Here is a 12,704-nt window from a genome sequence, read left to right as displayed (position 1 = left end):
CAAAATGGCGCATTATTCCTAACGAAACATGGAGATCTCAAAACTGTGACCCGGTGTGGATGACGTCGGAAAAAGTTGAGTGCAATTGCGCTGCGTCAAGGACCGGCACGGGCTTGTCATGACCCAATTGCTGTCATGGATCATGCGCTCACATTCATTGGCCTTGGCTTGCTGTTGCTGGTCGGAATGGCCGCCGACGAAATCGGCCATCGCACCCGCTTGCCGCGGGTGACCTTGCTCATTTTGTGTGGTGTCGCGGCGGGACCGTCAGGGTTCGACCTCTTTCCCGAAACCTTCTTTGCCCTTTACGAACTGATGTCGGTCCTTGCGCTCAGCATGGTTGCCTTCCTTCTGGGCGGCAAGCTGACCAGGTTCAATCTGCAAAACAGCGGCAAGTCGATTGCCATTGTCTCCGTTGCGGTTGTTGTGGTGACAGGCCTGATTGTCGGTGCCGGGCTGACGCTCATCGGGCTTGCCCTGGCGCCAGCTCTGGTTCTGGCCGCCATGGCGACGGCCACCGATCCGGCCGCCACCCAGGATGTCATGCGCCAGAGTGGTTCGAGGGGCCATTTCACCAATGTGGTCACGGGCATCGTGGCGCTGGATGATGCTTGGGGGCTGATTGTTTTTGCCTTCTGCCTGGTCTGGGCGCAAAGCGTCGAGGGGTTGAGCGCCGATGGACACCTGCTGACTGCTGCGCGGGAAATCGTCGGCGCGGTGTTGATCGGTGTTGCGGTCGGCCTGCCGGCTGCCTTCCTGACGGGCCGGTTGCGTCCGGGCGATCCAACCCTTTCCGAAGCGCTGGGCGTGGTCTTTCTGGTCGCGGGGCTCGCGATCTGGTTTGAGGTTTCGTTTCTCTTGGCGGGGATGACTTGCGGGGTGGTGATCGCCAATTTCGCCAAGCACCATTCGCGGGAATTTCACGAAATTGAACACGTGGAATGGCCGTTCATGACGCTGTTCTTCGTGCTGGCTGGCGGGATGCTTGAAGTCGGCAGTTTGAGCGAGCTCGGCCTTCTGGGGTTCGGCTATGTTGCTTTGCGTCTTGTCGGGCGGTTCATTGGTGGGTGGATTGGTGGCGCCTTCACCTCCTTGAAGAAGCCTGAAAGAGCCTGGATGGGGATGGCGCTTGTTCCGCAGGCCGGTGTCGCGCTCGGCATGGCGCTTGTGGGCGTCGAGGTGCTGCCTCATTGGCGGGATCAGATCCTCACCATTGCCATCGGTTCAACGGTAGTCTTCGAGCTGATCGGTCCACCCATGACCCAATTTGCGCTGACGCGGGTAGGGGATGTGAAACGCTCCTGACATGGGCGTATTGAGATCGGAGCGTATGAAATTTGGTCTGGCCGAGGGCCCGTAAAGACCGTAAGACAGGTCATCTTCCCGTGCCGATTCTTCAAGGGTTCCGATGACCGATCGTCTGACAATTGCCACCTGGAACATCAACTCCGTACGGCTGCGCATGCCGATCGTCGAGAAATTCCTCGAGGAAGTCCAGCCGGACGTGCTGTGCCTCCAGGAAACCAAATGTCCGGATGCCAACTTTCCTTTCGCGCCATTGCGCAAGGCGGGCTACGAGCATATCGAGATCAACGGCCAGAAGGGCTACCACGGGGTCGCCACCGTTTCCCGCCTGCCGCTTGCCAATGTGGAGAAGCGCGAATTCTGCCAAATGGGCGACAGCCGTCACGTGGCCGTTGATGTTCCGTTCAACGGCGGTGCGGTGCGGGTGCATAATTTTTACGTGCCTGCGGGTGGTGATGAACCCGACCGGGAGATTAATCCGAAGTTTGGGCACAAGCTCGACTTCTTTGCCGAGATGAAGGGCTGGTTGCAGGGTGCCGAGACGGCAAAGCCTGCGGTGCTTGTGGGTGATCTGAACGTCGCGCCCTATGAGCATGACGTCTGGTCGCATAAGAAGCTGCTGAAAGTTGTCAGCCACACGCCCGTCGAAGTCGATCTCTTTGAAGATGTGCGCGAAAGCGGCGGCTGGATCGACGCCATGCGCCGATTTACCCCGATGGAAGAGAAGATCTACACGTGGTGGAGTTACCGCGCCAAGGATTGGTCCGCAGCTGACAAGGGGCGCCGTCTGGACCATGTCTGGGTATCGAAAAGCCTTGATGAGAACATCAAGGGCACCCGCGTCCTGCGGGATGCCCGCGGTTGGGAAAAACCCTCCGACCACGCGCCCGTGATCGCAGAGTTTTCCATCTGACCATTGGCCCGAAGCGCGCGCCTTAAGGCGTCAGGATGATCTTGCCTTGCACTTTGCGGTCCTCGATTTCAGTGAGGGCCGAGGCGATTTCCTCAAGCGGATAGACCGCATGAACATGCGGCTTCAAGGTGCCGTCTGCGACCCAATCGAGAAGTTGCGCCATGTTTTCGCGGTGGCCTTCCGGGTCGCGGATGACGGCTTCGCCCCAGAAGACACCCTGAACGTCGCAGCCCTTGAGCATGACGATGTTGAGCGGGATCTTTGGAATGTCGCCAGCGGCAAAGCCAACCACAAGATATCGGCCTTCCCAGGCCGTGGCTCGGAGCGCCTGCTCGGACAGGTCTCCACCAACCGGATCGTAGACAACGTCGACCCCCTCACCATTGGTCATGGCCTTGAGTGTTTCTTTCAAGGGGAGCTTTGAATAGTCGATGGTTTCTTGCGCGCCGAGGCGTCGAGCGAAGTCAAGCTTTTCCTCTGACGAGGCGCAGGCGATGACCTGAGCGCCCATGAGACATGCGATCTCGACAGCAGCCTGGCCGACACCGCCCGAGGCCCCCAGAACTGCGACCGTCTCGCCGCTGGTCAGTTTTGCCCGGTCGCGGAAGGCATGAAGCGTGGTGCCGTAAGTGACCGTCAGGCCGGCTGCATCCTCAAAGGAAATGCCGTCCGGCAGTCTGACCAGATCGTCTTCCGTCGCGATCACCAGCTCGCGGGCCGCGCCCCAGCGGATGTAGCCCATGACGCGGTCACCCGCGGCAAACTCGCTCACGCCTTCCCCAATCGCCTCGACGACACCGGCAAACTCGGCGCCGGGAGAGAACGGCATTTCCGGCTTGTATTGATATTTGCCCTGAATGATCAGCGTATCGAAGAAGTTCAGCGCGCATGCCTTGACCCTCACAAGCACCTCGCCTTCGGCGGGCTTGGGGTCGGGCAAATTTTCGATGACGAGGTCGGATGCTTGTCCGGGGGCTTTGCAGAGGCAGGCTTTCAAGGTGGTCTCCCGAACAATGTATGCTTTAAATGGGAGGCTTTGGTAACACGGGTTTCCGAATGGGGAAATGGGCCATGAGGCGAAATTGCAACCGGTCTTGAGCTTGAAGTTGCATGCCCTTGGCGGTTAGAAACGCCAAACGTTCGGCCGGGACAGGCCGGTTGAAAAAGGACAAGAAAAATGCGCGGTTATTTTGCCGTCGGCGCCGAGGGGCTGTCCAAGCGGATGAACCTTGGAAACCTGATGCGCTCTGCCCATGCCTTTGGCGCCAATTTTTTCTTCACCGTCGATGCGGAGAAGAACCTGCGCAAGGCGCCGCCATCCGACACTTCAAAGAGCCCCGGGCACTTGCCGTTGTTTTCCTGGGACAGTGTCGAGACAATGGATCTGCCGCGCGGGTGCCAGGTCGTCGGGATCGAGTTGACAGATGATGCAGTGGATCTGCCGAGTTTCGGACACCCCCTGCAGGCGGCCTATGTGCTTGGTCCCGAGCGCGGGTCCCTGTCGCCGGAGATGCTTGAGCGCTGCGATCACGTGGTGAAGATTCCGACCAAATTCTGCATCAACGTGGCCATGGCCGGCGCCATCGTTCTTTATGATCGTCACCGTGCGCTCGGCCGCTATGCGGACCGCTCGTTAACGGCCGGTGGCCCGAGCGTTGAGGTTCCGAAACATGTATCGGGCGGACCGATCAGTCGGACGGGGCGCGTGGTTCCCGGGCAAGACAAGTAGAGTTGGCGGAAGTCAGTCCACGTCGACCGCGTCATCGGCCTCGATCGCCTGGCGCAGGCGCGCGAAGGCAAGGCGGATGCGGGATTTGACGGTCCCGAGCGGCAAGCCGGTTTCCTCTGAGATTTCGCTGTGGGACAGCCCGGAGAAAAACGCCAGCTTGATCACCTCGGCCTGCTCATCCGGCAGTGCGGCGAGGGCGATGCGGACCCTTTGATCGCGCAGGCGTGCATCCATTTCAACCGCCACATCGGGCACGCTTGCGGGCTGGAGTGCAGGCTCTTCCGGGTTGAGTTCCGCGGTTTTCCTGCGGCGCAGCCGGTCGATGCGCCGGTTGCGGGCGATGCGATAGAGCCAGGTGCTGGCGGAGGATTTGGCGGGGTCAAAGAGATCGGCCTTTCGCCACAGGGTGACCATCACCTCCTGGGCAATTTCCTCAGCTGCCCCACCGTCGGCGCCCTGCTGCATCAGATACCCCTTCAGCCTGGGCGCGAAATGATCGAACAACTCCGCAAATGCGGTTTTGTCCTTTTCATTCGCCACCTTGACGATCAGGTCCGAATAGTACTTCAGCTGCTCCACCGAACAGGAACTCCTTGTTTCCAACCTTCTTATCAGGTTCGACGGATTTCGGAAGTGCCCACGCCACACTCTCGCCTGATTTATCGCGCCAGCGTGCGGATGAGGAAAGGGGCCCTAAAAACGTGGAGCAAAAAAGCTCATTTTTTGAGCCTAAACCCTTTCGTAACCAGCTTTAAGTTATCATTAAAGCAAGGTTTATATGTCACTTGGCATTTGAGTAGAATGCGACGGACATTCACAAGCATAGACGGTGTGAAGATGATGCAAGCAAAAACGCTGGTTATGGCCTTTCTCGGCCTTGTTCTTTCGAGTGCAGCGGCTTTCGCACAGACTCCGACGTTGCTGAAGCAGCACAAGGACTGGGCAGCCTATTCCCATGCAAGCGGCAGCGGAAAGGTCTGTTATGCGTTGACCAAGCCAACACAGATGTTGCCCGGCGACCGGAACCACGGAGATGTTTTCTTCTTCGTGTCCTCGCGGCCGAGTGAAGGGGTCAGTGCCGAGCCAAGCCTGTTGGTTGGCTATCCGCTGAAAGACGGCTCGACCGTGACGGTCGACGTGGACGGCAAGATTTTCAACCTGTTCACCAAAAACGATGGTGCGTGGGTCGAAAACGCGGCAACGGAAGCTCAGCTGATTGCGGCGATGAAGGCTGGCCGACAGATGTCGATCAGCGGCGAATCCAGCCGAGGGACAAAGACGTCCTACAAGTTCTCCCTGTCGGGTGTAACTGCGGCGATCGATACGGCGGGAAGCGCCTGCCGCTAAGTCCTGCTGGTGTCTCTTGAGGGACGCTGAGGGCATCGAGTTTGAAAAGGCCGGCGTTTCGCCGGTCTTTTTTGCGTTTGTGCAAGGCACACATGCGTGAGCGAAACTTGATTTTTCGCCGTTTGTATGGTTTTGACACCACTTGATCAAAGCGCCGGCCCGAGCCGGACTTTCCAGACAAGGCCATTTGCCGAAAGGTTGATCCGGAACGGATCGTTCGCGCGGCCATTTCTGGGCAAGAGACGCGACAGTCCGAAGCGGCGCACAGCCCACGGATGGAAATACAACGGACCAGACCATGGCAACGACGCTCGACATCGCGCGGGACAACCCGAATGCGCAGACCATTACGCCCTTGAGACCTTTAGAGGTCATGGGCGAGGACAAGCCGACGCTTGTCGGTTTGAGTCGTGAAGAGCTCGCCGAGGCTATGGCCAGCATAGGCATTCCGGAAAAGCAGCGCCGGATGCGTGCCTCCCAGCTGTGGCACTGGCTCTATGTGCGCGGCGTGTCCGATTTTGCCTATATGACCAATATCGCCAAGGATCTGCGCGCCAAGTTGGCGGAAACCTTCTCAATCGCACGACCGGAAATTGTCGATGAGCAGATTTCAGTCGACGGCACGCGTAAATGGTTGTTCCGGTTTCCGCCGCGTGGCGCAGGCCGCCCGGTTGAGGTCGAAACCGTCTACATTCCCGAAGAAGGCCGCGGGACGTTGTGTGTGTCGTCGCAAGTCGGTTGTACGCTCACCTGTACCTTCTGCCATACAGGTACTCAAAAATTGGTGCGCAACCTCACATCGGAAGAGATCCTGTCCCAGATTCTTATGGCACGTGACCGGCTCGGGGACTTCCCCGAGATGTCGACGCCCCAAGGTGCGGCTGTTCCCTCTGAGGGGCGGCTTGTGACCAACATCGTCATGATGGGGATGGGTGAGCCGCTCTACAACTTCGAGAACGTCAAGAAGGCGCTGCTAATCGCCTCCGACGGCGATGGCTTGTCGTTGTCCAAGCGCCGCATCACCCTGTCGACTTCAGGCGTTGTTCCAGAAATCTTTCGCACTGGCGACGAGATCGGCTGCATGCTGGCAATTTCGCTTCATGCCGTGCGCGATGAAGACCGCGACATTCTGGTGCCGATCAACAAGAAGTGGAACATTGAGGCGCTGCTGGATGCCTGCCGGAACTATCCGGGCCTGTCGAACGCCAAGCGCATCACGTTTGAATATGTGATGCTCAAGGACATCAACGACAGCAATCAGGATGCGCTGGAACTGGTGCGTCTGCTGAAGGGCATTCCGGCCAAGATCAATCTGATCCCGTTCAACCCCTGGCCGGGCTCGCAATATGGCTGTTCCGATTGGGAACGGATTGAGGAGTTCGCGGACATCGTCAATCGGGCCGGCTACGCCTCGCCGATCAGGACACCACGCGGTCGCGATATCTTCGCCGCCTGCGGTCAGCTGAAATCTGCTTCCGAGCGCCTGCGCAAGAAAGACCGTGAAGCACTTGCTGCGGGCGCCTGATTCTTCAATCCGAACTTTGACTTGAAAAAAGCGGGGCATTTGACCCCGCTTTTTTCTTGAGATTTTGAAGCCTAACTGGCAGTGAGCTGCGCCATGACGGCCTTGGCGACACCGGCGGAGGATGCCGGGTTCTGTCCGGTAATCAGATGGTCGTCGATGACCACATGGCTGCCCCAGTCGTCGCCTTTCTCATAGTTCCCGCCACGCTCCTTGAGCATGTCTTCGACCAGAAAGGGCACAATATCGGTCAGGCCGACCGCAGCTTCCTCGGAATTGGTGAAGCCTGTCACCTTGCGGCCTTTGACAAGCGGCTTGCCATCGACCGTCACGTCGCGCAAGGCGCCGGGGGCATGGCAGACCAGAGATACGGGCTTGTTCGCCTTGTAAAAGGCTTCGATCAGCGCAGCCGATGTCTTGTTGTTGGCGAGGTCCCAAAGAGGGCCATGGCCGCCTGGATAGAAAACGGCGTCGTAGTCTTCGTGAGACACGCTGTCGAGGGTCACGGTCGAGGCAAGGTGAGCCTTTGCGTCTGCGTCGTCCTTGAAGCGGCGGGTCGCATCCGTCTCGGAATTTGGATCGTCACTGCGCGGATCCAGGGGTGGTTGTCCGCCCTTGGGAGACGCGAGGGTTACATCAGCGCCTGCATCGCGGAAGATGTAGTAGGGCGCGGCGAATTCCTCGAGCCAGAAGCCGGTCTTCTCGCCTGTGTCGCCGAGTTTGTCGTGGGATGTCAGGACGAAGAGAATATGCATTTCAGATCCTTTGTTTCACGTGCACGTTGTTTTTTGGCGAGCGTCTCGCTGCCGATGACGTTTTTTGCTGTTGTGGGAACGCAGGGCTGCGGGGTTCGTTCCGCCGCGTTTTGCTTGTGGCCCTGTCTTTCGATCGCGTTTGCGTGATCAGGGCGCGTTTGCGGGTTACGCTCATGTGATATGTGCGGAGCAGGTTCCGCACCCATATCGGTTTGTGCCGGAGGATTTTCTCCCTGTTGTTCTGCCGAACAGAACCAAAGGAACCCGTTTCATGAGCATTTCGACCAAAAGCCCGTCCTGTGACCTCTTTCCGCCATTGACCCTTGCGACGCTCTTAACGGCCGTCCTGGCCGGGTTTGCCGCTGACGTGACCTGGGAGTTCTGGGCGCGCGTCCTGACGCCCTTTTGGGTCGGCGGGCCGCTTCAACCCGCCGCACTGGTGCAGTCGGTCTTTGGTTTTCAGAACTGGCCTCTGGCCGAGGCCATTCATGCCTTCGTCGGCATCGTGGCCTATCCGCTCGGGTATCTGTTCGTCGCCCGGCCCATCGCCCGCGTTGTCACGCCGTTCCTGCCATGGTGGATCATTGGCATCGGCTTCGGCGTCGGTCTTTGGGTCTTCGCGCTCTATGTGATGGCTCACATTTTTGCAGGCTTGCCGCCGTTCCTCGGCTTCGGCCAACTGGCCTGGGCGTCTCTGGTCGGTCATGTTCTCTTTGGTATCGTGGCAGCCGGGGTTGTTCGCTGGCGCGGTGTATAGCCGCTGAGCCTGATCCGTTTTCGCAGACAAAAAGGCCGGGCATTTTGCCCGGCCTTTGCTGTTTTGGGAGGCGGATTGGAGCTGAGGCCTGGCCGTGTTTTGAAATGGGGGCGGTCTGTGATCCAGGCGTCCTTAGCCGCGGCAGTAGCATTGGCAACAGCGGCTCCGGTTGTCGGGGTTGCGATTTTCCGCTGTCGCTTCGGAAACGGTGTTCACAGGCCAACGTCAGTGGTCCGGTCCGTGCTGTTGAACGTAAATGTAACAGACATCCTTGGCGAGGCTCCCCCGGCTGGTATAGAGTGGCTAGAGGGTAAACACACGAGTACAGGGAACCATTCCGTCCGACGCAGAGTTTCGGACACGTATGGATGAACTGAATAGTTTACCTGGGGCGGGGGCCCTGCAAGCACAAGTGACTTGGAGGAATAAAATTGCGATGTCGCTGACTGAACAAAAAAACAAGCAAATAATAGAAGCTGCAATCGCCGAATTTCAAGAACGCGGATTCGCCGGTGCCAGTATGGATCGCATCTCGGAGCGGGCGCAGGTTTCCAAGCGGACGGTGTACAATCACTTCGAAAGCAAGGAAATTCTGTTCCAGGCGATCAATCAAAACCTGCTGGAACAGCTGCAGTTGACGACGGATGTGCCGTTTGATGCAACTGCTCCCATCCGTGACGAGCTGGTGCGGCTTGGTTGGCAGCAGGGGCGCCACCTCACCGACCCTTGTGCCATGAATATGGCGCGTATGGTCATGGGCGAGGTCATCAGGGACCCGAAACAGGCGGAAATGATGAACAGGCGCATGGACATGGTTCGCCAGGTCAAGCGCTTTCTCGATGCGGCCGTCGCCGCCGGCAAATTGTCGATCCCCGACACATGGGTTGCTGCGGAACAGTTCCTTGGCCTGATCAAAAGCCGCGGATTTTTCCCCAAGCTCTTTGGCGAGGCTCTTGCGAGCGAGCAGGAGGTCGCCGCGATCATCGACGACAGCGTTGACATGATGCTGAAGAGCTATGGCGTCGAGATTGAGAAAGATCAGGCGGCCGACGTCGCCTGATCTGCGTATTCGCGCTTACAAATCGAAGTCTTCTACCCCTTGCGTTGCGGTATTTACCGGCTAAATTGCGCCGGACTTAAATACGGCTGCTGAGCGGCCCCCACACAAGACTTCGAACGGATTTTCTTTCCATGGCGCATGGTGACATCAAGAAGGTCGTGCTTGCCTATTCCGGCGGCCTCGACACCTCCATCATCCTGAAATGGCTGCAGACCGAATATGGCTGCGAGGTGGTGACGTTCACCGCTGATCTGGGCCAGGGCGAAGAGCTTGAGCCGGCGCGCAAGAAAGCCGAGATGCTCGGCATCAAGGAAATCTACATTGATGACCTGCGCGAGGAGTTCATCAAGGACTTCGTATTCCCGATGTTCCGCGCCAACGCTGTCTATGAAGGCGTCTACCTTCTCGGCACATCCATCGCGCGGCCTCTGATCTCCAAGCGCCTGATCGAAATCGCCGAGGAAACCGGCGCGGATGCGATCGCTCACGGCGCAACCGGCAAGGGTAACGATCAGGTTCGCTTTGAATTGTCTGCCTATGCCCTAAACCCGGACATCAAGGTCATTGCCCCATGGCGTGACTGGACGTTCAAGTCGCGTACCGACCTGATCGAGTTTGCCGAGCAGCACCAGATCCCGGTTGCCAAGGACAAGCGCGGAGAATCGCCGTTCTCGGTTGACGCCAACATGCTGCATTCGTCTTCTGAAGGGAAGGTCCTGGAAGATCCGAATGAAGAAGCGCCCGAGTACGTTTTCCAGCGCACGGTTGATCCGACGACGGCGCCTGACGTTGTCACCGAGATCGAAATCGGCTTCGAAAAGGGCGACATGGTTTCGCTCAATGGCGAAAAGCTTTCTCCGGCAACGATGTTTGCCGCGCTCAACGACCTTGGCCGCGACAATGGCATTGGCCGTCTCGATCTGGTCGAGAACCGCTTCGTTGGCATGAAGAGCCGCGGCATCTATGAAACGCCGGGCGGCACGATACTTTTGACCGCGCACCGTGCGATGGAGTCCATCACCCTCGACCGTGGCGCCGGCCATCTCAAGGACGAGCTGATGCCGCGCTATGCCGAGCTGATCTACAACGGCTTCTGGTTCTCGCCGGAGCGCGAGATGCTGCAGGCCTTGATCGACAAGAGCCAGGAACATGTCACCGGTACGGTCAAGCTGAAGCTCTACAAGGGCAATGTCATGGTGGTCGGCCGTGCTTCGCCATTCTCGCTCTATTCTGAAGAGCTGGTGACGTTCGAGGATGACGAAGGTGCCTACGACCAGAAGGATGCCGCGGGCTTCATCAAATTGAATGCCCTGCGCCTGAGGACCCTGGCCAAGCGCGACCGTTTGGGCTGAGTTCATTCAAGTGCCGGACTTGAAGGGGCGCCGGGAGGCGCCCTTTTGCGTTTAGAGCCTCCGGTGTAGAATTTTGATGCTTCAAGAGTGAGTGCAACGCGCACCTGGAACCTGGGCGGTCCCCAGACGTTTGCCAGGACTTGCCAAACAACAGAGTGCTTCAGATGGAACGTTGGTTCGGTCTTGCCGTTTTTCTTTTCGTCGTCGTTGGCGGCGGCCTCCTGATCGGGGCAACCAATCTTCCAGGGGCGTGGTATCTCGCGCTGGAAAAGCCCGCGTTCACGCCACCTGGCTGGCTCTTCGGCCCCGCCTGGACCACGCTTTATATTCTGATCGCGATCGCAGGCTGGCGAACGTGGTCGCGCACCGGCCACAGCGCAGTCTTTTCCCTCTGGGTTTTGCAGATGGGACTGAATTTCGTCTGGAGCCCGATTGTCTTCACCGCGCATGGCCTTGGCGCCGGCCTTGCCGTCATCCTGGTGATGCTGATGACCATCCTGGCGTTCATCCGCATGAGCTGGGGCCCCGACAGGCTCGCAGGACTTTGTTTTGTGCCCTATGCGCTCTGGGTCGCCTTCGCGAGCTATCTCAACGCCGGACTTTTTCTGCTCAACTAGTGACTTGAGGCCGCTGATCAGTGGGCAAGTTTTTCAACGCCATCCTGATCCGGGCAGGTTTTCAGAGCTTCAGCAGCTGTCTGACCGCCGCCGATCGGCGCGCTCGGCCAGATTTCGGCAAGCGGGATGAGGACGAAGGCGCGCTCACCCATGCGTGGATGCGGTACCGTGAGATTTTCCTCGTCCACGGCCTCTTTGCCGTAAATCAGAACATCGATATCGATGATGCGCGGCCCCCAGCGAATATCCCGAATGCGGCCGAGCTCGCGTTCAACCTCCAGGCAGCGCTCAAGCAGCGCGCGCGGCGAAAGGGTCGTTTCGACGGTGATGCAGATGTTGCGGTAGTCATCCTGCGGCACCGGGCCCCATGGCGGCGTGCGGTAGTCGGATGATCTCGCAGTGACCGCAATGCCCTGGCTGGCATTCAACCGTTCAATGGCGGCGTCGAGGTTGGCTTTGGTGTCGCCCATGTTGGAGCCAAGACCAAGTGCTGCCCGGATCGTCAAGGTCATTCGGCGTGTTCCTTCAAGGTGGCTTCCAGGATCCGGGCGGCGTCTACATGAGGGCGAACGTCATGAACCCGGACGATCGCGGCGCCCTTTTGCATAGCCAGAAGATGAACTGCCATTGATCCGAAAAGCCGCTCGCCGGTTTCAACGTTCAGCACCGCACCAATCATGCGCTTGCGAGACGCGCCTGCCAGAATGGGAAGGCCGTGTTTCAGAAGGCTTTCGAAACGGTTCAGGATCTGGAAGTTCTGGTCGACGGTCTTGCCGAAGCCAAAACCCGGATCAAGGATCTGCTTTTCGCGGGGGATACCGGCCTTGTCTGCAAGGGACATCGAACGCTCGAAACTGCGGTCGATGTCCGACATGATATCGATCTGCGGATCAACAGCGTCCCGATTGTGCATCATCACGACATGTGCCCCGGCTGCAGCCGCCGCATCAGGCATGGCGGGGTCTTTCTGCAAGCCCCAGACGTCGTTGATGATCACGGCACCTTCCCCGCAGGCGCGGCTCGCGATTTCGGCCTTGTAGGTGTCTATCGAGACGGGAAGGCCCAGATCGGCCACAGGAGCGAGGACCTGAGCAATGCGTGCCCATTCGTCTTCCAGTGAGACAGGTGCCGAGCCAGGGCGGGTGCTTTCGCCGCCAATGTCGATAATGTCTGCGCCCTCGTCGATCATATGGCGGGCGTGTGCCAGAGCCTGATCCAGAGCGTTGTGCCGGCCGCCATCGGAAAAGCTGTCCGGCGTCACGTTTAAAATGCCCATCACATGCGGACGGCTTGCGCTGGCAACATCGGTCAGGTGGTAGCTGCTGGCTCGAGACATCTTCGGTGGCA

14 protein-coding genes are annotated in these 12,704 nt (G+C 58.7%); 9 read left to right on the top strand and 5 right to left on the bottom strand.

Annotated features, from left to right (window positions below):
• The first annotated feature begins 75 nt into the window (after positions 1 to 75).
• Together ABJZ52_RS18680 and xth are read left to right on the top strand one after the other, a co-directional pair.
• On the top strand, positions 76 to 1,305 hold the full coding sequence (locus ABJZ52_RS18680) for a cation:proton antiporter (RefSeq protein WP_348487829.1): 1,230 nt from the start codon (positions 76 to 78) through the stop codon (positions 1,303 to 1,305).
• A gap of 103 nt (positions 1,306 to 1,408) precedes the next feature.
• A complete protein-coding gene (gene xth / locus ABJZ52_RS18675; protein WP_348184868.1) occupies positions 1,409 to 2,218 on the top strand; it encodes an exodeoxyribonuclease III in 810 nt (269 codons plus the stop codon).
• Positions 2,219 to 2,240: 22 nt separating this feature from the next.
• Here the strand turns inward: xth and ABJZ52_RS18670 are convergent, their stop codons facing one another.
• Complete coding sequence (locus ABJZ52_RS18670) at positions 2,241 to 3,215, bottom strand: NADPH:quinone oxidoreductase family protein (RefSeq protein WP_348184870.1); 975 nt, start codon at positions 3,213 to 3,215, stop codon at positions 2,241 to 2,243.
• Positions 3,216 to 3,395: 180 nt separating this feature from the next.
• Here ABJZ52_RS18670 and ABJZ52_RS18665 point away from each other — a divergent pair, with 180 nt between their 5' ends.
• Entirely contained in the window at positions 3,396 to 3,947 is a 552-nt protein-coding gene (locus ABJZ52_RS18665; protein ID WP_348184872.1) for an RNA methyltransferase, read from the top strand.
• 12 nt (positions 3,948 to 3,959) lie between these two features.
• Here the strand turns inward: ABJZ52_RS18665 and ABJZ52_RS18660 are convergent, their stop codons facing one another.
• Positions 3,960 to 4,526, bottom strand: coding sequence for a sigma-70 family RNA polymerase sigma factor (locus ABJZ52_RS18660; protein WP_348184874.1), 567 nt, complete (start codon positions 4,524 to 4,526; stop codon positions 3,960 to 3,962).
• 261 nt (positions 4,527 to 4,787) lie between these two features.
• Between ABJZ52_RS18660 and ABJZ52_RS18655 the strand changes: the two genes are divergently transcribed.
• Together ABJZ52_RS18655 and rlmN are read left to right on the top strand one after the other, a co-directional pair.
• Entirely contained in the window at positions 4,788 to 5,294 is a 507-nt protein-coding gene (locus tag ABJZ52_RS18655; RefSeq protein ID WP_153771760.1) for an invasion associated locus B family protein, read from the top strand.
• Between the two features lie 373 nt (positions 5,295 to 5,667).
• On the top strand, positions 5,668 to 6,819 hold the full coding sequence (rlmN, locus tag ABJZ52_RS18650) for a 23S rRNA (adenine(2503)-C(2))-methyltransferase RlmN (RefSeq protein ID WP_348185016.1): 1,152 nt from the start codon (positions 5,668 to 5,670) through the stop codon (positions 6,817 to 6,819).
• Positions 6,820 to 6,890: 71 nt separating this feature from the next.
• On the opposite strand, the gene ABJZ52_RS18645 is transcribed toward rlmN, so the two are convergent.
• The gene (locus ABJZ52_RS18645; protein ID WP_348184876.1) at positions 6,891 to 7,571 is read right to left on the bottom strand and encodes a type 1 glutamine amidotransferase domain-containing protein; all 681 of its coding nucleotides are present in this window, start codon (positions 7,569 to 7,571) and stop codon (positions 6,891 to 6,893) included.
• Positions 7,572 to 7,842: 271 nt separating this feature from the next.
• On the opposite strand from ABJZ52_RS18645, the gene ABJZ52_RS18640 reads away from it, so the two are divergent.
• The 4 genes from ABJZ52_RS18640 (at position 7,843) to ABJZ52_RS18625 (ending at position 11,357) form a co-directional block, all read left to right on the top strand.
• Positions 7,843 to 8,328 carry a hypothetical protein gene (locus ABJZ52_RS18640; RefSeq protein ID WP_348184878.1) on the top strand — a complete coding sequence of 162 codons (486 nt, stop codon included), beginning with the start codon at positions 7,843 to 7,845 and terminating at the stop codon, positions 8,326 to 8,328.
• Positions 8,329 to 8,764: 436 nt separating this feature from the next.
• Entirely contained in the window at positions 8,765 to 9,388 is a 624-nt protein-coding gene (locus tag ABJZ52_RS18635; RefSeq protein WP_348184880.1) for a TetR/AcrR family transcriptional regulator, read from the top strand.
• A 131-nt stretch (positions 9,389 to 9,519) separates the two neighbouring features.
• Complete coding sequence (locus tag ABJZ52_RS18630) at positions 9,520 to 10,740, top strand: argininosuccinate synthase (protein WP_348184882.1); 1,221 nt, start codon at positions 9,520 to 9,522, stop codon at positions 10,738 to 10,740.
• A 164-nt stretch (positions 10,741 to 10,904) separates the two neighbouring features.
• A complete protein-coding gene (locus ABJZ52_RS18625; protein WP_348184884.1) occupies positions 10,905 to 11,357 on the top strand; it encodes a TspO/MBR family protein in 453 nt (150 codons plus the stop codon).
• A gap of 17 nt (positions 11,358 to 11,374) precedes the next feature.
• Here ABJZ52_RS18625 and folK read toward each other — a convergent pair whose 3' ends face one another.
• Positions 11,375 to 11,869, bottom strand: a complete 495-nt coding sequence (gene folK / locus ABJZ52_RS18620) for a 2-amino-4-hydroxy-6-hydroxymethyldihydropteridine diphosphokinase (protein WP_348184886.1) — start codon at positions 11,867 to 11,869, stop codon at positions 11,375 to 11,377.
• Positions 11,866 to 12,693 (bottom strand): dihydropteroate synthase, encoded by an 828-nt coding sequence (gene folP / locus ABJZ52_RS18615; RefSeq protein WP_348184888.1) that lies wholly within the window; start codon positions 12,691 to 12,693, stop codon positions 11,866 to 11,868. The genes folK and folP overlap by 4 nt, the downstream gene beginning before the upstream one ends.
• Between the last annotated feature and the right edge of the window lie 11 nt (positions 12,694 to 12,704).

This window comes from Roseibium sp. (assembly GCF_039982295.1).
Taxonomy (GTDB): domain Bacteria; phylum Pseudomonadota; class Alphaproteobacteria; order Rhizobiales; family Stappiaceae; genus Roseibium.
This window is presented reverse-complemented; position numbering and strand designations above follow the sequence as displayed.